The organism is Rhizobium sp. SEMIA4064, assembly GCF_003025035.1.
Classification (GTDB): Bacteria; Pseudomonadota; Alphaproteobacteria; order Rhizobiales; family Rhizobiaceae; genus Rhizobium; species Rhizobium paranaense.
Genome location: NZ_PYJN01000019.1, coordinates 85,275 through 109,492, shown reverse-complemented (window position 1 = coordinate 109,492; position 24,218 = coordinate 85,275). Strand labels below are relative to the sequence as shown.

The 24,218-nt window shown below is 60.8% G+C and carries 21 protein-coding genes; 17 read left to right on the top strand and 4 right to left on the bottom strand.

Annotated elements, in window-relative coordinates; genetic code table 11:
* Nucleotides 1–11 precede the first annotated feature (11 nt).
* The gene (locus C9E91_RS14275) at nucleotides 12–365 is read left to right on the top strand and encodes a DUF6867 family protein (RefSeq protein ID WP_107108961.1); all 354 of its coding nucleotides are present in this window, start codon (nucleotides 12–14) and stop codon (nucleotides 363–365) included.
* A gap of 181 nt (nucleotides 366–546) precedes the next feature.
* Complete coding sequence (locus C9E91_RS14270; RefSeq protein WP_107108960.1) at nucleotides 547–1,668, top strand: branched-chain amino acid ABC transporter substrate-binding protein; 1,122 nt, start codon at nucleotides 547–549, stop codon at nucleotides 1,666–1,668.
* Nucleotides 1,669–1,844: 176 nt separating this feature from the next.
* On the opposite strand, the gene C9E91_RS14265 is transcribed toward C9E91_RS14270, so the two are convergent.
* Both C9E91_RS14265 and C9E91_RS14260 read right to left on the bottom strand, forming a co-directional pair.
* Nucleotides 1,845–2,762, bottom strand: a complete 918-nt coding sequence (locus C9E91_RS14265) for a response regulator transcription factor (protein WP_107108959.1) — start codon at nucleotides 2,760–2,762, stop codon at nucleotides 1,845–1,847.
* Complete coding sequence (locus tag C9E91_RS14260; protein ID WP_107109437.1) at nucleotides 2,755–6,144, bottom strand: hybrid sensor histidine kinase/response regulator; 3,390 nt, start codon at nucleotides 6,142–6,144, stop codon at nucleotides 2,755–2,757. The genes C9E91_RS14265 and C9E91_RS14260 overlap by 8 nt, the downstream gene beginning before the upstream one ends.
* A gap of 218 nt (nucleotides 6,145–6,362) precedes the next feature.
* On the opposite strand from C9E91_RS14260, the gene urtA reads away from it, so the two are divergent.
* From urtA to ureG, 15 genes are all read left to right on the top strand, one after another.
* Complete coding sequence (gene urtA / locus C9E91_RS14255; protein WP_107108958.1) at nucleotides 6,363–7,652, top strand: urea ABC transporter substrate-binding protein; 1,290 nt, start codon at nucleotides 6,363–6,365, stop codon at nucleotides 7,650–7,652.
* Between the two features lie 68 nt (nucleotides 7,653–7,720).
* Complete coding sequence (gene urtB / locus C9E91_RS14250) at nucleotides 7,721–9,346, top strand: urea ABC transporter permease subunit UrtB (RefSeq protein ID WP_107108957.1); 1,626 nt, start codon at nucleotides 7,721–7,723, stop codon at nucleotides 9,344–9,346.
* Complete coding sequence (gene urtC / locus C9E91_RS14245) at nucleotides 9,343–10,506, top strand: urea ABC transporter permease subunit UrtC (protein WP_107108956.1); 1,164 nt, start codon at nucleotides 9,343–9,345, stop codon at nucleotides 10,504–10,506. The genes urtB and urtC overlap by 4 nt, the downstream gene beginning before the upstream one ends.
* Before the next feature lie 4 nt (nucleotides 10,507–10,510).
* Nucleotides 10,511–11,266 carry an urea ABC transporter ATP-binding protein UrtD gene (gene urtD, locus C9E91_RS14240; RefSeq protein WP_107108955.1) on the top strand — a complete coding sequence of 252 codons (756 nt, stop codon included), beginning with the start codon at nucleotides 10,511–10,513 and terminating at the stop codon, nucleotides 11,264–11,266.
* Nucleotide 11,267: 1 nt separating this feature from the next.
* On the top strand, nucleotides 11,268–11,963 hold the full coding sequence (gene urtE, locus C9E91_RS14235; RefSeq protein WP_107108954.1) for an urea ABC transporter ATP-binding subunit UrtE: 696 nt from the start codon (nucleotides 11,268–11,270) through the stop codon (nucleotides 11,961–11,963).
* Nucleotides 11,964–12,127: 164 nt separating this feature from the next.
* Nucleotides 12,128–12,949 (top strand): urease accessory protein UreD, encoded by an 822-nt coding sequence (locus tag C9E91_RS14230; RefSeq protein WP_107108953.1) that lies wholly within the window; start codon nucleotides 12,128–12,130, stop codon nucleotides 12,947–12,949.
* Between the two features lie 30 nt (nucleotides 12,950–12,979).
* Nucleotides 12,980–13,282 (top strand): urease subunit gamma, encoded by a 303-nt coding sequence (locus tag C9E91_RS14225; protein ID WP_028751899.1) that lies wholly within the window; start codon nucleotides 12,980–12,982, stop codon nucleotides 13,280–13,282.
* A 21-nt stretch (nucleotides 13,283–13,303) separates the two neighbouring features.
* Nucleotides 13,304–13,609: an urease subunit beta gene (locus C9E91_RS14220; RefSeq protein ID WP_107108952.1), complete on the top strand. Its 306-nt coding sequence runs from the start codon at nucleotides 13,304–13,306 to the stop codon at nucleotides 13,607–13,609.
* Nucleotides 13,610–13,626: 17 nt separating this feature from the next.
* Nucleotides 13,627–14,064: a lysozyme inhibitor LprI family protein gene (locus C9E91_RS14215; protein WP_107108951.1), complete on the top strand. Its 438-nt coding sequence runs from the start codon at nucleotides 13,627–13,629 to the stop codon at nucleotides 14,062–14,064.
* Between the two features lie 17 nt (nucleotides 14,065–14,081).
* Nucleotides 14,082–14,705, top strand: coding sequence for a Urease operon accessory protein (locus C9E91_RS14210; RefSeq protein WP_107108950.1), 624 nt, complete (start codon nucleotides 14,082–14,084; stop codon nucleotides 14,703–14,705).
* 3 nt (nucleotides 14,706–14,708) lie between these two features.
* A complete protein-coding gene (gene ureC, locus C9E91_RS14205; protein ID WP_107108949.1) occupies nucleotides 14,709–16,421 on the top strand; it encodes an urease subunit alpha in 1,713 nt (570 codons plus the stop codon).
* A 277-nt stretch (nucleotides 16,422–16,698) separates the two neighbouring features.
* Nucleotides 16,699–17,559 (top strand): GGDEF domain-containing protein, encoded by an 861-nt coding sequence (locus C9E91_RS14200; protein WP_107108948.1) that lies wholly within the window; start codon nucleotides 16,699–16,701, stop codon nucleotides 17,557–17,559.
* A 79-nt stretch (nucleotides 17,560–17,638) separates the two neighbouring features.
* Entirely contained in the window at nucleotides 17,639–18,124 is a 486-nt protein-coding gene (gene ureE / locus C9E91_RS14195) for an urease accessory protein UreE (RefSeq protein WP_107108947.1), read from the top strand.
* Nucleotides 18,125–18,129: 5 nt separating this feature from the next.
* On the top strand, nucleotides 18,130–18,816 hold the full coding sequence (locus tag C9E91_RS14190; protein WP_107108946.1) for an urease accessory protein UreF: 687 nt from the start codon (nucleotides 18,130–18,132) through the stop codon (nucleotides 18,814–18,816).
* 95 nt (nucleotides 18,817–18,911) lie between these two features.
* Nucleotides 18,912–19,523: an urease accessory protein UreG gene (ureG, locus tag C9E91_RS14185; protein ID WP_107108945.1), complete on the top strand. Its 612-nt coding sequence runs from the start codon at nucleotides 18,912–18,914 to the stop codon at nucleotides 19,521–19,523.
* 40 nt (nucleotides 19,524–19,563) lie between these two features.
* Here ureG and C9E91_RS14180 read toward each other — a convergent pair whose 3' ends face one another.
* Nucleotides 19,564–22,890, bottom strand: coding sequence for an efflux RND transporter permease subunit (locus C9E91_RS14180; protein ID WP_107108944.1), 3,327 nt, complete (start codon nucleotides 22,888–22,890; stop codon nucleotides 19,564–19,566).
* A 14-nt stretch (nucleotides 22,891–22,904) separates the two neighbouring features.
* The gene (locus C9E91_RS14175; RefSeq protein ID WP_107108943.1) at nucleotides 22,905–24,095 is read right to left on the bottom strand and encodes an efflux RND transporter periplasmic adaptor subunit; all 1,191 of its coding nucleotides are present in this window, start codon (nucleotides 24,093–24,095) and stop codon (nucleotides 22,905–22,907) included.
* Nucleotides 24,096–24,218 lie beyond the last annotated feature (123 nt).

Below are 24,218 nucleotides of genomic sequence, written 5' to 3'. Positions count from 1 at the left end.
GAGAATTTGATATGCAAGGACTTTTCTTCGAAAGCGATAGCGGCGGGCGCCTCGTCATTCGTGCCATTATCGTTTTTTTGGGTTTCTGGACGGCATGGCGTGCCGGCCGCGCTGTGGCGAGCAACTGGAACTCGTATCCGCTGGCGGTGATCTATACGTTCCTGATCGGCCTCGGGCTGCAATTCCTGCATCATGCGCTGTTCAACGGTCCGGTTTTCGACCTCGGCAACTATATCCTCGATGTGGTTCTTCTCCTTATTTTCTCGACGGCTGGGTATCGTTATCGCCGCACCTACCAGATGGTGAACAACTACTATTGGCTGTATGAAAAAACTTCTGCCTTCTCGTGGAAGAAGAAGAATTGACAGTGCGCCGAAACTAGGCTCAGTCTGAACACAAGGTGGGCTTGATCCTATCCAAAACAGCTCGACACTTTCGGGATCATGCCCTCCAGACTTCGAAATACAAGCTTACCGGCGCGATGATTGGTGGGTATTGCGCACGGCAAATCAAACGGAACCCGCTCAAAAAATTGGGAGTAACAATATGAAGAAGTATCTTCTGTCGGCCGTGGCTCTGTCGGCGATGATCGCGCTTAGCGGCGTTGCGAAGGCTGACATCATCGTTGGCGTTGCAGGGCCTCTGACGGGTGCAAACGCGGCTTTCGGCGCTCAGCTCCAGAAGGGTGCTGAACAGGCGGTTGCCGACATCAACGCGGCCGGCGGCATCAACGGTGAAAAGATCAAGCTCGAACTCGGCGACGACGTTTCCGACGCCAAGCAGGGCGTTTCGGTTGCCAACAAGTTCGTCGCTGATGGCGTGAAGTTCGTTGTCGGTCACTTCAACTCGGGCGTTTCCATCCCGGCTTCTGAAGTTTACGCCGAAAACGGCATCCTGCAGATCACCCCGGCTTCCACCAACCCGGTTTTCACCGAACGCGGCCTGTGGAACACCTTCCGTACCTGCGGCCGTGACGACCAGCAGGGTGCAGTTGCCGGCAAGTACATTTCCGACAACTTCAAGGGCGCCAAGGTTGCCGTCGTTCACGACAAGACCCCGTATGGCCAGGGCCTTGCCGACGAAACCAAGAAGAACCTCAACGCCGCTGGCGTGAAGGAAGTTCTTTATGAAGGCATCACCCCCGGCGACAAGGACTACTCGGCCCTCATCGCCAAGATGAAGAACGCCGGCGTCGACTTCGTCTACTACGGCGGTCTGCACACCGAAGCTGGCCTGATCATGCGTCAGATGGCCGACCAGGGCGTCAAGGCTCACTTCATGTCCGGTGACGGTATCGTCTCGAACGAACTTGCTTCGATCGCCGGCGATGCCGTTGACGGCACGCTGATGACCTTCGCGCCGGATCCGCGCAAGAACCCGGCTTCCAAGGACCTGGTCGCCAAGTTCCGCGCTGCCGGCTATGAGCCGGAAGGCTACACGCTCTATGCGTATGCTGCCATGCAGGTCATCGCCGACGCCGCAAAGGCTGCCGGATCTAGCGACCCGATGGCTGTTGCCGACGCGCTGAAGGCAAAGGGCCCCTACAAGACCGCCATCGGCCAACTCGGCTTCAACGAAAAGGGCGACATCACCCGTCCGGACTACGTGATGTACAAGTGGTCCAAGGGTTCCGACGGCAAGTACAACTACGCCGAAATCGAAAAGTAATCATCCGTATCGTCGGCTTACCGGCGGTGCGTTCGAACTGGAAGCCCGGTCATTGACCGGGCTTCTTTGCGTTCAGGCGGTAACGACGGCATTTCCGTGGTTTTTCGGAGGGCGCAAGCTGTTGGATCGAGAGGCCTAATTCCTTCCCTCCGCCATGCGGTGGAGGATGACCTCAGTTACATCTCATGCAGCACATGCGCTGCCTTTACCGCCGCGGATGCTCGGTTTTCGACGCCGAGCTTCACATAGATCTGCTCCAGATGTTTGTTCACCGTGCGGGCGGACAGTCCCAAGATTTCGCCGATATCGCGGTTTGATTTGCCTTTGGCGATCCAGAGCAGCACTTCGGATTCGCGCTGGGTGAGCGCGAAATGCTGACGCAGCACGCCGTCATCGGCGCGCTGGTTGGTGGCGGTCAGGCGAAAGAGATATTCGTCGGGGCCGATCGCGCCGAGGAAGGCGAGCTGCAGAGCGGCCTGACTGCCGTTGTTGATGGAAAATGGGTTGTCGCGCCCGAAGCCTGGCCGTTCGCGCATGAAGGCGGCGATGTGTTTCGCCACGAGATCGAGGCCGTCGTCGCTGCCGGTGGCGGCATTGACGAGGCGCGTCGCTTGCGGTGTCGACCAATGGATAGCGCCATCGCCTTTGACCGCCAAGAGGTGCCGGCCGGCGGCGTCGAGCGCCACCCTGGCGCTCTGGGCAGAGCGGGCATTGCGCAGATGGACGCGGATGCGGGCGCGCAGTTCGTCGACGTTGATCGGCTTGGTGAGGTAGTCGACGCCGCCGGATTCCAGCGCATGCACCACATGCTCGGTTTCGGTCAGTCCGGTCATGAAGACCACGGGCACCTGCGCGACGCCGGCATTGGCCTTGAGCCGCCGGCAGGTCTCGAAACCGTCCATGGACGGCATCACGGCATCGAGCAGGATCAGGTCCGGCGTGATGCGATCGACGATGTTCAGCGCTGCCTGCCCCGATGTCGCGATCAGCACGGAGAAGCCCGATTGCTCCAGGGCGTCGGTCAGGAATCCGAGCGCCTCCGGCGAGTCGTCCACGAGCAAGACTATGTCGCGGGGAAGGGCGGTCTCAGCCAATCGGTTCTACCTTTTCATTGTCGAATCTGCGCAGGAAATCCAGGAAACCGGCGAGATCGAAGGCTTGGACATAGGTGCGCAGAGCGTCGGTGAAGGGTTGGTTTTCGTCCAGCTTGGCAAGGTCCGCGAGCTTCGCTTCGATGCCTCTGACGTAGCCGATCTCGCCAAGCCGCATCAACTCGCGCACATGCTCTATCCCCGGGCTTTTCATCTGTAGGGCGGGTTTCGGCAGGACGGGGACGGAGCCGTCGGCATAGACCCATTTCAGGCCGAGATGCAGCGCGAGCTTGTCGCGAAGCTGGCGGATATCGATCGGCTTGGCGATGGCGTCATTATGGCTGTGGTCACTGTCCTTGGCGGCGGCACCGTCGCCGATATTGGCCGACAGCATCAGGATCGGCGCCATCTGGCCGCTCTCCCTGAGGCGCGAGACCAGTTGCCAGCCGTTCATGCCCGGCATGGAGATGTCGACCAGGAAAAGATCCGGTTTGATGCCTTCGATCAGCGTCAGGCAGTCCGGTCCGCCATTGGCCGTCAGCACGATGAAATCGAGCGGCGACAACACTTCGCGCATCAGTTCGCGATGATCCTCATTGTCATCGACGACGACGATGGTGCGGCGCGGGCCTTCATAGCTGACGATGCGCTGTTCCTGCGCCGGTGGCTTCATCGGCCGGATCACCGCCGACAGCATCAGCCGCACCTTGAAGGTCGAGCCCCTGTCCTTTTCGCTGACGACGGAGACTTCGCCGCCGAGCGTATTGGTGAGCAATCGGGTGATGGTCAGCCCCAGGCCAAGGCCCGGCATCGGGCGGACGCTGTCGGCCTCGCCACGTTGGAAGGGCTCGTAGATGCGGGTGAGGTCCTTTTCGGCGATGCCGCGGCCGGTGTCGGCGATGGTGAAGCTAGCGACCTGGCTGCGATAGCCGACCTCGAAGCGCACGCTGCCCGTATCCGTGAACTTGATGGCGTTGGAGAGCAGATTGACGAGGATCTGTCGCAGCCGTTTTTCGTCGGTGCGGACATAATCGGGCAGGGCAGCGGATCGCTCATGGACGAAAGCGAGACCCTTGGCCTGTGCCTGCGGGTGGAACATGTCGACGATCTGGTCGAGAAAATCCTGAATGTTGATCTCGTTGGAATAGACCTGCAGCCGGCCGGCCTCGATCTTGGAAATATCCAGCAGCCCGTCGATCAGACCGGAAAGATGTTCGGCGCTGCGGCGGATGACCTTCAGCGAGGATTGCCGCGGCGCCGGGATAGTCTCGTCGCGCTCGAGGATCTGGGCATAGCCGAGCACGGCATTGAGTGGCGTGCGCAATTCGTGGCTCAAGCCGACGACGTAGCGGCTCTTGGCGCGGTTGGCGGCTTCTGCGGCCTCCTTGGCACTCTGCAAAGCCGCGTCCGTCTTCTTATGTGCGGCAATTTCCTTGAGCAGCAGCGTGTTCTGGCGCGAGGATTCTTCCTCGGCGACGACCCGGCTGTCATGGGCGAGCACATAGAACCAGCAGACGACACCGGCAATGACGGCGAAGACGAAGAAGACGATCAGGATGGTGCGGTCGACCACCGCTGCGGTTTCCGGCGAAGCGGAGCCGACCTGATGCGCGATCATCGCCAGGATGGCGCCCACGGCCGTCAACGCCACCACAACAGCAATGCCATAACGGCCGAGACGGGTAGCAAGCTTGGCGACGACGGTCTCCGGCAGCAGGGTCTTGGCGACGGTGCCGACCTGCGTGTTGAGCCGCGCCTTCGGCTTGCACATGTCGTGGCAACGGCTGTCGAGCGAACAGCAGAGCGAGCAGATCGGCGCGGCATAGGCCGGGCACCAGGCCATATCCTCTGGCTCGAAAGGATGTTCGCAGACGGAGCAGGTGATGGTGGTCAGGCGCTTCCAGCTTTGGCGCGGCTTGCGAGCGAGGTAGAATTTGCCCTTGGTTGCCCAGGCGAGCGTGGGCGAGGCGATGAAGGCAATGACTAAGGTGATATAGGGAGCGAGCGAGGCGGCAACCGCACCGAGGACACCGAAATGGGCGATGAGGGCAATCGTCGCCGAGAGCGCCATGGCGCCTAAGCCAACTGGATTGATGTCGTAGAGATGGGCGCGCTTGAACTCGATGCCGGGAGGGGCAAGGCCGAGCGGTTTGTTGATGAAGAGATCGGCGGAAATCGTGCAGAGCCAGGCCATGGCGATGATCGAAAAGATGCCGAGGGTTTCCTCCAGCAGCTTATAGATGCCGAGTTCCATCAAGAGCAGGGCGATGGCGACGTTGAAGACCAGCCAGATGACGCGGCCGGGATGGCTGTGGGTCAGCCGAGAAAAGAAATTCGACCAGGCCAGCGAGCCGGCATAGGCGTTCATCACATTGATCTTAAGCTGTGAGACCACGACGAAAGCGGCCATCAACAGCAGCGCGGCGTTGTGCCAGGGGATCATATAGCCGAAGGCGGTCAGATACATCTGCGCCGGGTCGGCGGCGCGATCGGCGGGGACACCGGAACTCAACGTCAGCACGACGAGGAAGGAGCCGGCCAGTAGCTTCAGTGCACCGATGATCACCCAGCCGGGACCGGCAAGAAAGATCACCAGGTGATGCCGCCATTTACGACGGCCTTCCGGCGGCAGGAAACGCAGAAAATCGGCCTGCTCCCCGATCTGCGACATCAGCGCCAGGATCACGGCGGAAGCGGCACCGAATTCCACGAGATCGAAGGGAGCGGCGGTTCCGGACGCACCTGATGCATGATGTATGCCCGCAAAGGCACGCCAGAGATCGAATTTTCCCCAATCTGAAAAGGCGATGAAGACGAAGGGCAGGATATTGAGGACGATCCAGAACGGCTGCGTCAACAACTGAAACCGGCTGATCAGACGGACGCCATGGGTCACCAACGGAATAACCATGACGGCGCTGACGATATAGCCGATCCACAGGGGTATCCCGAGCGTCAGCTCCAGCGCTCCCGACATGATGGACGCCTCGATGGCAAACAGCATGAAGGTGAAGCTGGCATAGATCAGCGAGGTGATGGTCGAGCCGATATAGCCGAAGCTCGCGCCGCGCGTCAGCAGGTCGATATCGACCCCATGGCGGATGGCGTAGCGGCTGATCGGCAGGCCGATCGCGAGCATGGCGATGCTGGCAACGATGATGGCATAGAAGGCGTTGGTCGTACCGTAAGAGAGCGTAATGGCGCCGCCGATCGCCTCCAGCGCCAGAAAAGAGATGGCGCCGATCGCCGTCTGCGAGATGCGCTGTGACGAAAATTGCCGGGCGCTTTTGGCGGTGAAGCGCAGCGCATAGTCTTCCAGCGTCTGGTTCGCGACCCAGCGGTTATATTCGCGTCTCACCGGAATGATGCGTTGCCGCGCCGCCATGCCCATCCTTCAGCAGTCTTTCCAAGTCTAGCCGATGTCGTAACACGGAATGCAGCAGCCCTTAAGTGCATGGGCCGCTAATATGCTGCACATTTCGCCCCGTTTCCTACGTCATATTACGTATGTGGAATCCCCCGGTGCTGCCGGATAGTCGCGGCAGGCAACGGTTAATCTTTGTTTACGGGCCGTTGCAGCAGACAAAAAGAGGGGAACTACACATGAAACTGAAGACTCTTGTCTCCGGCGCGCTTCTGGGCGCCATCATGTCGACGACTGCATTTCATGGAGCTTTTGCGGCCGACGACACCATCAAGGTTGGCGTTCTCCATTCGCTTTCCGGCACCATGGCGATTTCGGAAACGACGCTGAAGGACGCCATGCTGATGCTCATCGATGAGCAGAACAAGAAGGGCGGCGTTCTCGGTAAGAAGCTGGAGCCCGTCGTCGTTGACCCGGCCTCCGACTGGCCACTGTTTGCCGAAAAGGCCCGCGAGCTGATCCAGAAGGACAAGGTTTCCGCCGTGTTCGGTTGCTGGACCTCGGTGTCGCGCAAGTCGGTCCTGCCGGTGTTCAAGGAGCTGGACTCGATCCTGTTCTACCCCGTGCAGTTCGAGGGCGAAGAATCCGAGCGCAACGTGTTCTACACCGGCGCTGCCCCGAACCAGCAGGCGATCCCTGCCGTCGATTACCTGATGCAGAACGAAGGCGTGCAGCGCTGGGTTCTTGAAGGCACCGACTACGTCTATCCGCGCACGACCAACAAGATCCTTGCAGCCTACCTGAAGTCCAAGGGCGTCAAGGACGAAGACATCATCATCAACTATACGCCGTTCGGCTTCTCCGACTGGCAGACGGAAGTCTCGAAGATTAAGGCCTTCGGCTCGGCCGGCAAGAAGACGGCGGTCGTCTCCACCATCAATGGCGACGCCAACGTTCCCTTCTACAAGGAACTCGGCAACCAGGGCGTCAAGGCGGAAGATATTCCGGTCGTCGCCTTCTCCGTCGGCGAAGAAGAGCTTGCTGGCGTCGACACCAAGCCGCTGGTCGGCCATCTCGCCGCCTGGAACTATTTCCAGTCCGTCGATACGCCTGCCAATGCCGAATTCATCAAGGAATGGCACGCCTATACCAAGAACGACAAGCGGGTCACGAACGACCCGATGGAAGCCGCCTATATCGGCTTCAACATGTGGGTGAAGGCCGTCGAAAAGGCCGGTACGACCGATCCGGACAAGGTGATCGACGCGCTCGTCGGCGTTTCCGTGCCGAACCTTACCGGCGGCTACGCCACGATGATGCCGAACCACTACATCACCAAGCCGGTGCTGATCGGCGAAGTGCAGGAGAACGGCCAGTTCGACGTTGTTTCGCAGACCCCTGCAGTGGTCGGCAAGGAATGGTCGGACTACCTGCCTGATAGCAAGGACCTGATCTCGGATTGGCGTATGCCGCTTAACTGCGGCAACTTCAACGTCTCCACCGGCAAGTGCGGCGGCAAGGGTTCCTGAGTTCAGCTTTTAGTGTGCGCTCGTCGCGGGCAGGCTCCTCTGCCCGCGACAGCATGAGGGGACGCGCGATGTTCGACAAATTCGTTTACCGCATGGCCGTGGCGCTTGCCGCCGGCTTTTGCCTGATGCTGGCGCTGACGGCGACAGCGCTGCGTGCCCAGGAGGATGCGCATAGTCTTATCAACGCGCTGGGTCCGGCGAACTTCCAGCAGGCGGATGAGATCGTGAAGAGCCTCGCCAAGACTGGCGATCCCAAGGTGGTGCCGACGCTGCAGGCCTTTTCGGACGGCGATCTTTATGTCCGCAAATCCGACAATCAGGTCTTCATCGCCAAATCTTCGGGCGATGTCATGGCCCTGATCGATCCGTTGACCGGACAGGCGGCGGGCCAGGAAGCCAAGGGCAACCTCGGCAAAATCAAGATCAACAACAATCTTCGTCGCTCGGTCCGCGCGGCGCTCGGTGGCCTGACGCTGATGAGCCCGGATCGCGGCGTCCGATTGGAGGCGGCGCAATCCGTGTTGAAATCGCCAAGCGCGGATTCGCTGGAGGCATTGGAGGCGGCGTTAAAGAACGAAAAGGACGGCGAAATTCGCGGCGTGCTCGAGAGGGCGCGCGCGGTTGCTGTGCTCGGCTCCGATCGCTCGCCGGAGCAGATGAAGGCGGCGATCGAGACGATCAAGAACGAAGGCGGACGTGACGCCATCGGCATTCTCTCTTCTGTCTCCGTAGACGACAGCCTGAAGCCCGATGTCGCGGCCGCCATTGCCGGCATCCAAAGCCAATTGGCGATCTGGGATGCGGTGCAGAATGTTTGGTACGGGCTTTCGCTCGGCTCGGTGCTGCTGCTTGCCGCTATCGGGCTTGCCATCACCTTCGGCGTCATGGGCATCATCAACATGGCGCATGGCGAGATGGTGATGCTCGGCGCCTATTCCACCTTCATGGTCCAGAGCGTCATCCGTAGCTCCTATCCTGAACTCTTCGACTGGTCGCTGGCGATCGCACTGCCGGTGGCGTTTCTGGTGACCGGCGCCGTCGGCCTCGTCATCGAGCGCGGCGTCATCCGTTTTCTCTATGGCCGGCCGTTGGAAACGTTGCTCGCCACCTGGGGCATTTCGCTGATCCTGCAGCAAGCGGTGCGCTCGATCTTCGGGCCGACCAATCAGGAAGTCGGCAATCCCTCCTGGATGTCGGGCTCCTTCGATTTCGGCTACCTCTCGATCACCTGGAACCGTCTCTGGATCATCGTTTTCGCGCTCGGCGTCTTCGTCGCCCTGCTGTTGCTGCTGAAGCGTTCGGCCTTCGGGCTGCAGATGCGGGCGGTGACTCAGAACCGGCGCATGGCTTCGTCCATGGGTATTCGTACGCCCTGGGTCGACGCTTTCACCTTTGCCCTGGGGTCGGGCATTGCGGGGATGGCAGGCGTTGCGCTCTCGCAGATCGACAACGTCTCGCCAAACCTTGGCCAGAGCTACATCATCGACAGTTTTATGGTTGTCGTCTTCGGTGGCGTCGGCAATCTCTGGGGAACGCTGGTCGGCGCTTTCTCGCTCGGCATCCTCAACAAGTTCCTTGAGCCCTATGCGGGGGCGGTGCTCGGCAAGATCCTGGTTCTCGTCCTCATCATCCTCTTCATTCAGAAACGTCCGCGCGGGCTCTTCGCCCTCAAGGGAAGGGCGGTGGAAGCATGATCACGGCCTTTCTCCTCCGCTCGCTCGACCGCCGCATCAGTATCGCCATCGCGATCCTGCTGGCTGTGGCCGTGCTCGTGCCGCTCGCCAATCTGGCCTTGCCGGAAACCAGCCCGCTGCATGTGCCGACCTATCTGATGTCATTGTTCGGCAAGTATTTGACCTATGCGCTGCTGGCATTGGCGCTCGATCTCGTCTGGGGCTATTGCGGCATTCTCTCGCTCGGCCATGGCGCCTTCTTCGCGCTCGGCGGCTATGCGATGGGCATGTATCTGATGCGGCAGATAGGACCGCGCGGCACCTATGGCAATCCCATCCTGCCGGACTTCATGGTGTTCCTGAACTGGAAGGAGTTGCCCTGGTTCTGGTATGGCTTCGATCATTTCTGGTTCGCCATGATCATGGTGCTGGCGGCTCCCGGTCTGCTTGCCTTCGTGTTCGGCTGGTTCGCTTTCCGCTCGCGCGTCAACGGCGTCTATCTGTCGATCATCACACAGGCGATGACCTATGCGCTGCTGCTCGCCTTCTTCCGCAACGACATGGGCTTCGGCGGCAATAACGGTCTGACCGACTTCAAGGATATCCTCGGCTTCAACATCCAGGCCGATGGCACGCGCGCCGTACTCTTCGCCATCACTGCGCTGTTTCTGGCGCTGGCACTGATGCTGTCCTCGGCCATCGTGCGCTCGAAATTCGGCAAGGTGCTGGTTGGCGTGCGCGATGCGGAGAGCCGGACGCGCTTCTTGGGTTACCGCGTTGAGCACATGAAGCTTTTCGTCTTCGTCGTGTCGGCGATGATGGCCGGCATTGCCGGTGCCCTCTATGTGCCGCAGATCGGCATCATCAATCCCGGCGAATTCGCTCCCGCCAATTCCATCGAAGTGGTCATCTGGACAGCGGTCGGCGGCCGGGCGACGCTGATCGGCCCGATTATCGGCGCCATCCTCGTCAATGGCGGCAAGACGATCTTCACTGGCCTGTTCCCCGATTTCTGGCTCTTCGCGCTCGGCGGCCTCTTCGTTGCAGTGACGTTGCTCCTGCCCAAGGGCATTGTCGGCACGATAGCGCAATATATCGGCGGCGATCGCAAGCCGGTCAGCGCAAAGCCCACGGTCGAGGAAGACGAAGCCGACAAGACGACCATCCAGGCGGCGGAGTGAAGCCATGATCCCGGACATCAAGCCTAACAGCATGCTTTATCTCAACAACGTCTCCGTCTCCTTCGATGGCTTCAAGGCGCTGAATTCGCTGTCGATCGTCATCGAGCCGGGGGAGCTTCGCGCCATCATCGGCCCGAACGGCGCCGGCAAGACGACGATGATGGATATCATCACCGGCAAGACGCGGCCGGATCAGGGCGAGGTGTTCTTCAACGGCCAGATCGATCTGACCAATAAGGACGAGGCCGACATCGCCCAGCTTGGCATCGGCCGCAAGTTCCAGAAGCCGACCGTGTTCGAAAGTCATACGGTCTGGGATAACCTCGAATTGGCGCTCAACCGCAAGCGCGGTGTTTTCTCGACGCTCTTCTACCGCCTGACGCCGGAAGATCGCGACCGCATCCACGAAATCCTCGACACGGTGCGCCTCTCTCACCGGCGCGACGAACTGGCGGCCAATCTCTCGCATGGGCAGAAGCAATGGCTGGAGATCGGCATGCTGCTCGCGCAGGAGCCGAAGCTTCTTTTGGTCGATGAGCCCGTTGCCGGCATGACCGACGCCGAGACGGCGGAGACGGCGGTGCTGCTGAAGGAGATCGCCAAGACGCGGTCCGTGGTGGTGGTGGAGCACGACATGGGCTTCATCCGCGACCTTGGCGTCAAGGTGACGTGCCTTGCGGAAGGCTCTGTGCTGGCCGAAGGTTCGATCGATTTCGTCAGCAACGATCCGAAGGTGATCGAGAATTATTTGGGGCGATGAGATGCTGACAGTCGAAAACGCAAATCTGCACTATGGCGCCGCTCAGGCACTGCGCGGCATCTCCATCAAGGCTGAGATGGGGAAGATCACCTGCGTGCTCGGTCGCAACGGTGTCGGCAAGAGTTCGCTGCTGCGCGCTGTTACCGGCCAGCATGCGTTATCGGCAGGTTCGGTCGCCTTCAACGGGGTAACGCTGAACGGCATGGCGCCCTTTGCCCGCGCCAAGCATGGCATCGGATATGTGCCGCAGGGGCGCGAGATCTTTCCGCTATTGACGGTGAAGGAAAACCTGGAGACGGGGTTCGCCCCCGTGCCACGCCGCGACCGCAACATTCCCGAGGACATCTACAATCTGTTTCCGGTGCTGAAATCCATGCTGTCGCGCCGTGGCGGCGATCTTTCCGGCGGCCAGCAGCAGCAATTGGCGATCGGCCGGGCGATGGTGACGCGCCCGAAAATATTGGTGCTGGATGAGCCGACCGAAGGCATTCAACCGTCGATCATCAAGGATATCGGCCGGGCGATCCGCTATCTCAGGGATTCCACCGGCATGGCGATCCTGCTGGTCGAGCAATATCTCGATTTCTGCCGCGAACTTGCTGATTACGTCTACATCATGGATCGCGGCGAGATCGTCCATGAGGGGCTGGCGGAGACGCTGGATACGCCGGAGGCCCGCAGGCACCTGACGGTGTGAAGCCATTGCCGTTCTTTTCATCATCTGGTGAAAAATGCAGCGGATATCCGCCGCAGCCGGCCAATGTTCCGTGTGGCTTCATAAGGCACGGAAATTGCTTGCTTTTGTTCTTCGACGGGTTTCAATGATCCGCGATGGCATGATGTGATGAGTGGAGAAGCGGAATGGTGATGGCAGCGGCGAGCACAAGACCGCAGAGGGCGCGCGGGCGCGGCCATCTGGCGGCTAAGGCGCTTGATGGGCGCACGCGCCTTGCCGAACTTTTCCAGGACGGTGCGGCGAAGATTCGTCTGCCCGATACGTTCGATAATTCCATGGAAGCCGTTATCATCAACACGGCCGGTGGCCTGACCGGCGGCGACCGGATGGATTGGAGCATCGTCGCTGGGCCGGGCACGCGCATCGATGCGACCACCCAGGCCTGCGAGAAGATTTACAAGGCATCCGCAGGCACCGCCGAAGTCGTGACTTCCATCAAGGTCGGCGCTGGCGCGCGCGTCGATTGGTTGCCGCAGGAAACCATTCTGTTTGACCGCGCCTCGCTGTCGCGCAAGCTCGCTGTCGATCTCGACGAAACCGCCGAATTTCTGGCCGTCGAAGCAATCCTGCTCGGCCGCAAAGCCATGGGTGAGGCGATGGCGCAGGGCTTGTTTCGCGACCGCTGGCGCATCCGCCGCGCTGGGCGATTGATCCATGCCGAGGAGCTGCGGCTCGACGGTGATGTCGCGGCGTTGACGGCCGAGCGTGCTGTTCTGAGCGGCCAAGTGGCTTTCGCGACCCTGCTCTATGCCGGACCGCTGGCGGAGACCTATCTCGCCAAGGTGCGGCCTCTCGTTGAGGGGCACATGGGCGGCGTCAGCCAATGGCGCGACAAGCTGGTGGTGCGGCTCGCGGCACCCGACGGCTTCGCTCTCAGAAAAATCCTGATCCCGGTCATTTCCGCCTTGCGCAACGCAGCGCCAGTGCCGAAAGTCTGGAATCTGTAGTTCAAGCAATAGCAATCACATAGGTAGGCGATGAACCTCACTCCGAGAGAAAAAGACAAGCTGTTGATTTCCATGGCGGCAATGGTTGCGCGGCGGCGGCTGGAGCGCGGCGTTAAGCTCAACCATCCGGAAGCCATCGCGCTGATCACCGATTTCGTCGTCGAGGGCGCTCGCGATGGCCGCCCGGTCGCCGAGCTGATGGAAGCCGGCGCCCATGTCATCAGCCGTGACCAGGTGATGGAAGGGATTGCCGAGATGATCCACGACGTACAGGTCGAGGCGACGTTTCCGGATGGAACGAAGCTCGTGACCGTGCACGAGCCGATCCGCTGAACGACGGCAAGGGAAAAAGCCATGATTCCAGGTGAAATTCTTGCCGCAAGCGGCGACATCGAACTGAACGCCGGCGCACCGACGGTAACGCTGGAAGTCTCCAATACCGGCGACCGCCCGGTGCAGGTCGGCAGCCACTATCATTTTGCCGAGACGAATGGTGGTCTCGCCTTCGACCGCGACAAGGCCAAGGGCATGCGTCTCGATATTCCTGCAGGGACCGCAGTGCGTTTCGAACCGGGCCAGACGCGCTCGGTGACGCTGATCCCACTCTCCGGCAAGCGCGAGGTCTATGGCTTCCGCCAGCAGATCATGGGCAAGCTCTGAGGCGTATAGGAGATAGCATGTCCTTGAGATTGCTTGCGTCCAGCGCGTTTGTCGCGACTGTTTTGATGTGCGGTTCGGCCTATGCGCAAAATGATCCGGACGAGCCGGAGGTCGACTGCGCCAATGCGCAAACGCAGATGGACATGAACATCTGCGCGCAGCGGGACTACGACAAGGCCGATAAGGCATTGAACGAGCAATATAAAAAGACGCGCGCGGCAATGGTTGCCACCGATGCGGATCTCGAAGACGACCAAAAGGGTGCCGAAAAAGCATTGGTCAAGGCGCAGCGCGCCTGGGTCGATTATCGCGATGGCCAATGCGAGGCGGAAGGATTTGAGGCGCGGGGCGGGACGATGGAGCCGATGCTCGTTACCGGATGCAAGGCGACGTTGACGGAGCAGCGGACCAAGGAGCTGAAGACATTGGCCGATGGGCCGGAGGGTGCGCAGTGAGCGCCAGACGCAGGATCATGATCGTCGGCAACGGCGAGATTGCGGAAGGAGCGGCGCCGGAGATCGACGCCGCCGATCTGGTCGTGCGTTTCAATGATTGCCGCTCCACAGAGACGGGCGGTAGCCGCACGGATATTGTCGCGGTCTGCAATACCGGCCGGCCGGCGCGTGCCATGCTCGGTTCTGCCGAGTGGCGCAACAGTGCGCCGGTTGCGGCGGCATCGGAAATCTGGAGCGTCCGCGATCCCCGCAAGTTCGCTGCCCTCCGTGCGCCGCTGGCATTGTCGCATCCGGAACTCGGTGATTTCTGCGACGATTACACCAATCAATTCACCGCCTTCTGCAATGCCACAGGCAAACGTCATGTGGTCATCGACCAGTCGGTTCATGAGAGTGTCGATGAGGCGCTCGCAGCTTACGACCCCGGTCCTTATGTCGTGCCGAGCAGCGGCATGGTCGCGATCGCCGAGCTGCTTTTGCGCTATCCCGGCGAGGGCATCGCCATCACCGGCTTCAGCCATACCGGATGGGATGGCCACCCGTTTGCGGCGGAGAAGCGGCTGGTCGATCATTATATTTCCCTTGGTCGCCTAAGGCGCATCGCCGACAAGACCCCTATTCTTTCCTCCCAAGGAGCTTGATTTATGCCTTATAAAATCTCCCGCGCCGCCTATGCCAACATGTTCGGGCCGACGACCGGCGATAAGGTGCGGCTTGCCGATACGGAGCTTTTCATCGAGGTGGAGAAGGATTTCACCACCTATGGCGAAGAGGTGAAATTCGGCGGCGGCAAGGTCATTCGTGACGGGATGGGGCAGAGCCAGGTAACGCGGGCGAACGGTGCCGTCGATACCGTCATCACCAATGCGCTGATTGTCGACACCTGGGGGATCGTCAAGGCTGATATCGGCCTCAAGGATGGCAGGATCGTCGCGATCGGCAAGGCCGGCAACCCGGACATGCAGCCGGGCGTCAACATCATCGTCGGTCCGGGCACGGAGGCGATCGCGGGTGAGGGCAAGATCGTCACGGCCGGCGGCATGGACAGTCATATCCACTTCATCTGCCCGCAGCAGATCGAAGAGGCGCTGATGAGCGGGCTGACAACCATGCTCGGCGGCGGTACAGGCCCGGCGCACGGAACGCTTGCCACCACCTGCACGCCCGGCCCCTGGCATATCGCCCGCATGATCGAGGCTGCCGATGCCTTTCCGATGAACCTCGCCTTTGCCGGCAAGGGCAACGCTTCGCTGCCCGGTGCGCTCGAGGAGATGGTGCTTGCCGGCGCCACCTCGTTGAAGCTGCACGAGGATTGGGGGACGACGCCTGGCGCGATCGACTGCTGCCTGACGGTCGCCGATGCATATGACGTGCAGGTGATGATCCACACGGATACGTTGAATGAAAGCGGTTTTGTCGAGGATACGATCGGCGCCATCAAGGGCCGCACCATCCATGCTTTCCACACCGAAGGGGCGGGCGGCGGCCATGCGCCCGATATCATCAAGATCTGCGGCCAGTCGAATGTCATCCCGTCTTCGACCAACCCGACGCGCCCCTATACGGTTAACACGATTGCCGAGCATCTCGACATGCTGATGGTCTGCCATCACCTGTCGCCATCGATCCCGGAGGATATCGCCTTCGCCGAAAGCCGCATCCGCAAGGAGACGATTGCGGCGGAAGATATTCTTCACGATATCGGCGCCTTTTCGATCATTTCGTCCGATAGCCAGGCCATGGGCCGCGTCGGCGAGGTGGCGATCCGCACCTGGCAGACCGCCGACAAGATGAAGCGCCAGCGCGGCCGCCTTGCCCAGGAAACCGGCGACAACGACAATTTCCGCGTCAAACGCTACATCGCCAAATACACGATCAATCCGGCGATCGCCCACGGCCTCAGCCATGAGATCGGTTCGATCGAAGTTGGCAAGCGCGCCGATCTGGTGATCTGGAACCCGGCCTTCTTCGGCGTCAAGCCGGAAATGGTTCTGCTCGGCGGCTCGATTGCAGCGGCTCCCATGGGCGATCCGAACGCCTCGATCCCGACGCCGCAGCCGGTCCATTACCGCCCGATGTTCGCCTCTTTCGGCAAGAGCCTGACAAACTCCTCGGTCACCTTCGTGTCGCAGGCGTCGCTTGATGCCGGTCTCGCCGGCAGGCTCGGCGTCGCCAAGAGCCTCGTTGCCGTCAGGAATACCCGCGGCGGCATCTCCAAGGCGTCGATGGTCCATAATAGCCTGACGCCGCATATCGAAGTCGATCCGGAGACCTACGAAGTGCGCGCCGATGGCGAACTCCTGACCTGTGAGCCGGCGACTGTGCTGCCGATGGCGCAGCGTTATTTCCTGTTTTAATGGGAACCGTGACGTTTCATCGCTATAATTACCGGGAACCCCTGAATTTCAGGGGTTTTTCATGAGTTCTTCGAACTAATACAGCATAATCAGAGACTTGCGCCGATGGTTGTTTATATCGCAACTTCACCTTGGGTGACGCAAGTGTTCAGTGCCAATTTCCAGCAGCTTATAAGTTGAGAAATGTCCGGCATTTTAACGATCGTATTAAAGACCTGGAAGAGCGTTCACCCCTATCTCACTTCATCGAATTCGTGGGCTGAGGAAGGTGATTCGCATGAAAAGGTGGATTTCGCTGCAGGCCGAACTCGGTAATTTTCAGCAGCGCCGCACGATATATATTTTCGCGCTAAAGATGAGTTTTCTTGCGGTTATCCTGTCCGTCGCCATCATTCTCGTGATGCTGCCTGTCCTCGAGTGGCTCGGCCTGTTGCCGTTGCGGATGCTGGACGCGATCCGGCTTGGTGTCCTGCTTGCCTGGTTCATTGGCGGTACGGTTTCCGGCGCATTGGCGCTGCTGGCCGGCTACGCCATTCATAAGCTTGCCGTCTCGCGCGCCGAATTCGAACGGCTAAGCCGCACCGACATGTTGTCGGGACTGCTGAACCGTCGCGCCTTTACCGAGGCGTTGGAAGAGGCGAAAGACGACGCCTCGCTGGTGATCTTTGATGTCGACCGGTTCAAGACGATCAATGATCGCTATGGGCACGCTTCCGGCGATGCCGTCATCATCGCGGTCTCACAGATCTTCTTCGGCATTTTCGAGGGCAGGGACGTGATCGCCCGCCTGGGCGGCGAGGAGTTTGGCGCCATCGTCCATGGTCGTGACATGGCCGAACGCATCGCCCGCATCGAGGGCGTGAAAACGCGGATTGCCGATCACGCTATCGCTGTCGAAGGCGGCTCGGTGAAGATCACTATTTCCGCGGGGATCGCTGATATTTGGGGCGAGCGCAAGAAAGAGGTGGTCTATGCCGCCGCGGACAAGGCGCTTTATCTCGCCAAGGCGCTTGGCCGCAATCGCGTCGTTCATGAAAGCGAATGGCTGAATCATATCTGGCAGCGCCCTCCGGCCGAGGAAGGGCAGGAAGAGATGCCCGACCGTGGGGAGCCGCATCGATACGGCCATGGGATATAGGTCTACGAAACCGGTACTGGCCCTTGCGCGGAAAGCGGCTATTTTGCATGCTCTGATAAAGTTTTGAACTGGACATGTCATGCTACGCGTCACCTCCTATCTGCCGGCCGGCACCCCATCCTCCAATCCGATCGATCGTGTCGTGTTGCCGCATGATCTCCGGCATTTGCGCCGCAAGCTGCTGCATCTCGAAAATGGCGAGATGGTCATGCTCGATCTGAAAGAGCCGGTTCTGTTCGCCAATGGCGATCTGCTGGTACGGGAAGATGGCGAATTGATCGAAATCGTCGCGGCAGCGGAAAAGCTGTTCGAGATCAAGCAGCGTGATCGCCGGCATCTGATCGAGCTTGCCTGGCACCTCGGCAACCGGCACCTTTCGGCACAGATCGAGGAAGACCGCATCCTCATCCTGCGCGACCATGTCATCCGCTCCATGCTCGAAGGCCTCGGTGCCACGGTGACGGAGGTCAGCGAAGCCTTCCAGCCGGCGCGTGGCGCCTATCATGCGCATGGCGGCCATTCGCACGGACACGGTCACGATCATCACGATCATTCGCACGATTGAGCGTGATGGCTAGGATTTCAGAGGCGGAGAATGGCGATCTGCAGGCGCTCTTGCGGCTGATGGCTTGGCTCTCGCCGGCGTTTCCCGTCGGCTCCTTCGCCTATTCGGGCGGCCTCGAGCGTGCTGTCCATGATGGCCTTGTGCAAGACGTGGAAAGCCTTCGGGATTGGGTCGCGGCGCTGATACGCCATGGCTCGGTCTGGAACGATGCCGTCTTGCTTGCCGAGGCGCATGGTGCGGCCGAGGATGCGGCGCGGCTGGCCGAGGCAGCCGAGCTTGCCGAAGCGCTAGCCGGCTCGAAGGAGCGCCATCAGGAAACAATGCTGCTCGGCGAAGCTTTCCTCTCCGCCGCCAATGCCTGGCCGCATCCGGTCTTTTCCATGTTGCCTGCGAAAGTGGCTTATCCGGTAGCGGTCGGCGCCGTGGCTGGCGCGCATGGTATATCCCGGGAAAAGGCGCTCGCGGCCTTCCTGCATGCGCTGGCATCGCAGATGCTGTCGGCAGGCATTCGGCTTGGGGTGACCGGACAGAGGGATGGTGTCGCGATCCTGGCGGCGCTGGAAGACGTCATCGCTGAGGTCGCCAAGCGGGCCGCACGATCGAGCCTCGACGATCTCGGCGCGGCGACGGTGCACGCCGATATCGCAAGCCTTCGTCATGAGACGCAGGGCACCAGGCTCTTTCGGTCCTGAAGGGCTCGAGCAAATATTGCGGTTGAGCTACGTCATTCGCCGCTGTGCGAGACGCGTCTGCCCCGCTATTCTATGTTTTTATCGGAGTTTCGAGCATGAAATCGAGAAATGGACCTTTGCGCGTCGGTATCGGCGGGCCTGTCGGTTCGGGCAAGACTGCGCTTACCGAAAAGCTTTGCAAGGCGATGCGTGACGATTATTCCGTCGCGGTGGTGACCAACGATATCTACACGACCGAGGATGCCGAGGCGCTGGTGCGTATGCAGGCGCTGACATCGGATCGTATCGTCGGCGTCGAAACCGGCGGCTGCCCGCACACCGCCATTCGCGAAGACGCGACGATCAACCTGCAGGCCATTGCCGGCCTCAACGAGCGGCTTCCCGATCTCGACGTCGTCTTCATCGAATCCGGTGGCGATAATCTGGCCGCGACTTTTTCGCCGGATCTCGCCGATATTACCATCTATGTGATCTCGGTCTGCCAGGGTGAGGAAATTCCGCGCAAAGGCGGTCCGGGCATCACCAAATCCGATCTTCTCGTCATCAACAAGAGGGATCTCGCTCCCTTCGTCGACGTCGATCTTGATGTCATGGACCGCGACGCCACCCGCATGCGCCAGGCCCGCCCCTTTGTGTTCTCCGACATGAAGCGCGGCGATGGTGTTGCAACGATCGTCGACTTCCTAAAGGAACAGGGCGGCCTGTAAGCCGCCCTGCCATTGTCATTCCGCTTACCGGCCTGCCGCTCTATTCGGCAGCAAACGGCGGCAGTTTCAGGATATTCGTCTTGGCCTTTCCGCCGCGCTGCGGGACGTCCTTGTTTTCCACGGCGTCGAGGCGCTCTTCCAGTGCCGTGAGCGACTTGCGGTTTTCGTCGACGGCGGTTGCCAGCTTTTCCTTGGTCACGACTTCGTCGTTCACATCCTTCTTGCCGACGAGATGGCCGAAGAGCCAGGCAAGCAGGCGCGACAGGTCGTCCATGATCAGGAAGAAGGACGGCACGACCACCAGGCTGAGGACGGTCGAGACGATGATGCCGCCGATCACCGCGATCGCCATCGGCGCGCGGAACGTGCCACCTTCGCCGACGCCGAGCGCGGACGGCAACATGCCGGCGGACATGGCGATCGAGGTCATGATGATCGGCCGTGCGCGCTTGCGACCGGCCTCGACCACGGCCTCCAGCCGGGGCATACCATGGTGCATCATTTCGATGGCGAAATCGACGAGCAGAATGGCATTCTTGGTGACGATGCCCATCAGCATCAGAATGCCGATCATGACGGGCATGGAGAGGGCATTGCCGGTCACGATCAGCGCCAGCGCCACGCCCCCGATCGCCAGAGGCAGCGACAGCAGAATGGTGAAGGGCTGGATCACATCCTTGAACAGCAGCACCAGCACGGTCAGCACCAGCAGGAGGCCCAGCAGCATGGCATTGCCGAAGCTCTGCTGCATTTCCTTCTGGACCTTGGTGTCGCCGCTTTCAGCCAGATGGACAGTGGCCGGGATCTTGGCGCTGTTGACGGTGGCGAGAAAATGGCTCGAAGCTGTGTCCAGGGCCACGCCTTGCGGGAGGTCGGCGCCGATCGCGACGACGCGGTAGCGGTTGTTGCGCTTGATCGAAGACAGGCCTTCCGAATATTCGATATTGGCCACGCTCGACATCGGCACTGACGCGCCGGTGGCGGTCTTGATGCGCAATGCCCGGATCGCGGCAAGGTCGCGGCGCATGCCGACTGCAGCCTGCACCCGGATGGGGATCTGGCGATCATCGAGCGAAATCTTGGCAAGCGACGCGTCGATATCGCCGATGGTCGCGACGCGCACCGTATCGGAAATCATCTGCGGCGTAATGCCGAGGCGGGCTGCCTCGTCCTTGCGCGGATAGACCTGCAGCTCCGGCCGGGGCAGGGCGCCGTCGGCGCTGACGTTGGCAAGCGCCGGATCGGTGCGCAGCTTGGCTTCGAGGATGCCGACCGCTTCGTTCAGATCCTTCTCGTTGCGGGAGAGGAAGTTGTAGGTCAGGTCACGGTCGCCGCGGTCATTGAGCTTGGTGATGCGGACGTCGGGGATCGAGCGCAGCTTGGCGAAGACTTCCTTCTCGACCTCCCACTGCGGCTTGATGCGGCCGTGGACGGTAACCTTCGGAAGGTAGGGGCCGATGATGGGCAGCGAACCCGCCACATCGTTGACCAGCTTCTTGACGAGCGATTGGTCAAGCTTGCCGAGCGTCAGCGTTACTGTGGCGCGGCGCAGTTCCAGATCGCCCTTGGGCGAGGCGCCGCCAAGGACGAAGACATTCTCGACGCCGTCGATGTCCTTCACGCGCCTGTAAATCTCGTTGGTTGCCTGCTCGGTGTCGTCAAGCCGGGCATTCGGCGGCAGTTCGGCCGACAGCACGATGCGGGACGAATCGTCCGGAGGGATGAAGCTGCCGGGCACGAACATGATGAGCGCGAAGACGGAGGCGACGGAGAATGCAAAAGCCGCAAGCAATGTCGGATAGCGCGTATACCACCGCTTTGTTGTGATCCGTACCAGCCAGCTATAGCCGCGCATGAACCGGCCGTCATTGTCGTGGTGGTCTTCGACGGCATCCTCGGCGCGCATGAAGTAGGCGGCCATCATCGGTGTGATCAGGCGCGCGACCAGCAGCGAGAAGAACACTGAGAAAGCGACCGTCAGGCCGAACTGGATGAAGTATTGGCCCGGAACGCCCGGCATGAAGGAGACGGGCACGAACACGGCAATGATGGTGAAGGTCGTGGCGATGACGGCTAGGCCGATTTCGTCCGCGGCATCGATCGCGGCGCGATACGGCGTCTTGCCCATCTTGATATGGCGGGCAATGTTCTCGATCTCGACGATCGCGTCGTCGACGAGAATCCCGGTCGCCAATGTCAACGCCAGGAAGCTGACCAGGTTTAGCGAGAAGCCGATCTGGTTCATGACCCAGAAGGTCGGGATTGCTGAAAGCGGCAGGGCAACGGCCGAGATCAGCGTCGCTCGCCAATTCTTGAGGAACAGGAAGACGACGATGACCGCCAGCAACGCGCCTTCCAGCAGCGTATGCATCGCCGCCTCGTAGTTGCCGTAGGTGTAATAGACCGCATCGTCGATCATCTCGATCGAGACGTTCGGGTTTTCGGCACGCACCTTGGTCAAAGTGCCAGCCACGGTATTGGCGACGGAGACTTCGCTGGCACCCTTGGCGCGGAACACGCCGAAGGTCACGACAGGCGTGCTGTTGAAGCGCGAGAAGGACTTCGGTTCCTGATAGGTATCCTTGATGACGCCGAGATTGGAAAGCTTGACGAAGCGGCCGTTGGTCAGCGCGATCGTGGTGTCGGCGAGTTGGGCGACATCGCGGGCGTCGCCCAGGACGCGGATCGCCTGTTCGCTGCCCGCCACCTGGCCGCGGCCGGAACCGAGATCGATATTGGTGCCGCGCAACTGCTGGCTCACCGAAAGCGCGGTGATGCCGTAGGCATTCAGCTTGTTCGGATCGAGCTCGATGCGCACTTCGCGATCGGCGCCGCCATAGCGATCGACGCGGCCGATGCCGACCTGACCCTGCAGCGCACGTTTGACGGTGTCGTCGACGAACCAGGACAGTTCTTCGAGCGACATATTGGGCGAGGAAACGGCAAAGCTCTGGATCGCCTGGCCTTCAACATCCACCTTGGAGACGATCGGCTCGTCGATGGTCGACGGCAGATTGCCGCGGATGCGGTCGATCGCGTCCTTGGTATCCTGAACGGCTTGCTGCGTCGGCACTTCCAAGCGGAAGATGACGACGGTCTGCGACTGGCCGTCCGTCACCGTCGATTGGATCTCGTCGATGCCGTTGATGCTGGCGACGGCGTCCTCGACCTCTTTCGTCACCTGCATTTCGAGTTCGGCAGGCGAGGCGCCGCTTTGCGTTACGGTCACGTTGACGACCGGCACGTCGATATTCGGGAAGCGGGTGATCGGCAGATTGAAGAAGGCGTGCGCGCCCACCACCATCAGCAGGAAAAAGCCGAGGAGCGGGGCGACCGGATTTCGGATTGACCAGGCGGAGAAGTTCATCTTGCCGTTCTCGCTCAGTTGGACGCTTGCGGAGCTTCTTTGACGGGCGTGATGTGGTCACCGTCGCGAACATAGGCGCCGGCTTTGGCGACGACTTCGTCGCCATCCTTCAGGCCCTTGACGATCTCGACGTAAGCGCCATCCTGAATGCCGGTCTGGACATTGACGAATTTGACGACGCCACCCTCTACCTTGCGGGCAGAAGAGCCATTTTCGTCGCTGTTGACTGCCGTCAGCGGCAGGGAAACACCTTGTGTCTCGCGGACGATGATCTCGGCGCTGCCATACATGCCGGCGCGCGCCTTTTCGTCGTCATCGATGGAGATGTGGACTGCGCCGAGGCGGGTCACCGCATCGACGATCGGCGCGACCAGGCGGACGGAGCCGGTGAGTTTTTCGCGGCTGCCGGAAAGCGAAATCAGCGCCTTCTGACCAAGGGTAATTTTGGTGATGTCGCTTTCGGAGACATCGACCACCAGCTCCAGATCGCTGTCGCGGATGATGGTGAAGAGCGGATCTCCATTGCCGTTGGCGATGGCTCCCATGCGGGCGTTACGCGAAGCGACGGTGCCGGCAACCGGCGTTTTGACGCCCGTGCGGGCGAGCTTCAGGTCCGTATCGGCGATCTGGCTGTCGATGACCTTGAGATCGGCTTCAGCAACTGCGATTGCCTGTTCGGCCGAGGCCACGCGCGCCTTGTTGGCGGCGGCCGCCGCATTCGCCTGCTCGACCGACGAGGTCGAGACGGTGCCCTTGGCGCCCATGGTGACGGCGCGGACGCGCTGCAATTCCGCTTCCTCAGCATTGGCGCGGGCCTCGTTGAGCTGCGCGCGAAGCTGGGCGAGGCTTGCTTCGCCCTTCGCCTTCGTTGCTTCCATCTGGCTCTTCTGCAGGATCAGCGCATCATCGTTCAGCGTGGCAAGCGTGCTGTTCGCCTCGACCTTGTCGCCGACGTCAGCGTTGAGCGAGCGGATCGACAGGCCGTCCACCTGCGGCTGGATATAGACCTCATCCACCGCTTTCACGGTGCCGGTGGCGACCACTTTGTCGGTCAGTTTGCGTGTTACGGCCTGTGTGACGACGATTGCAGGCAGGTTCTGCTTTGGCGCGGTGACGGTGGGTTCTTCGGCAAAAGCCGCCGGTGCCGTCAGGAGAACAAGCAACATTGCAGTCGTGCTCAGAAATCTATGCGGCGTGAAGGCCATGCGTTCAGTTCCAGTTCGGTATTTGTGTAACGGGATCTCGCTGTTTTCCGTCGCGAGCACGGGGGATCAATGCATGCGGGCCGGCTCTTCCGGCGGATCAACATCCGTCTGTCATGCCTGCAA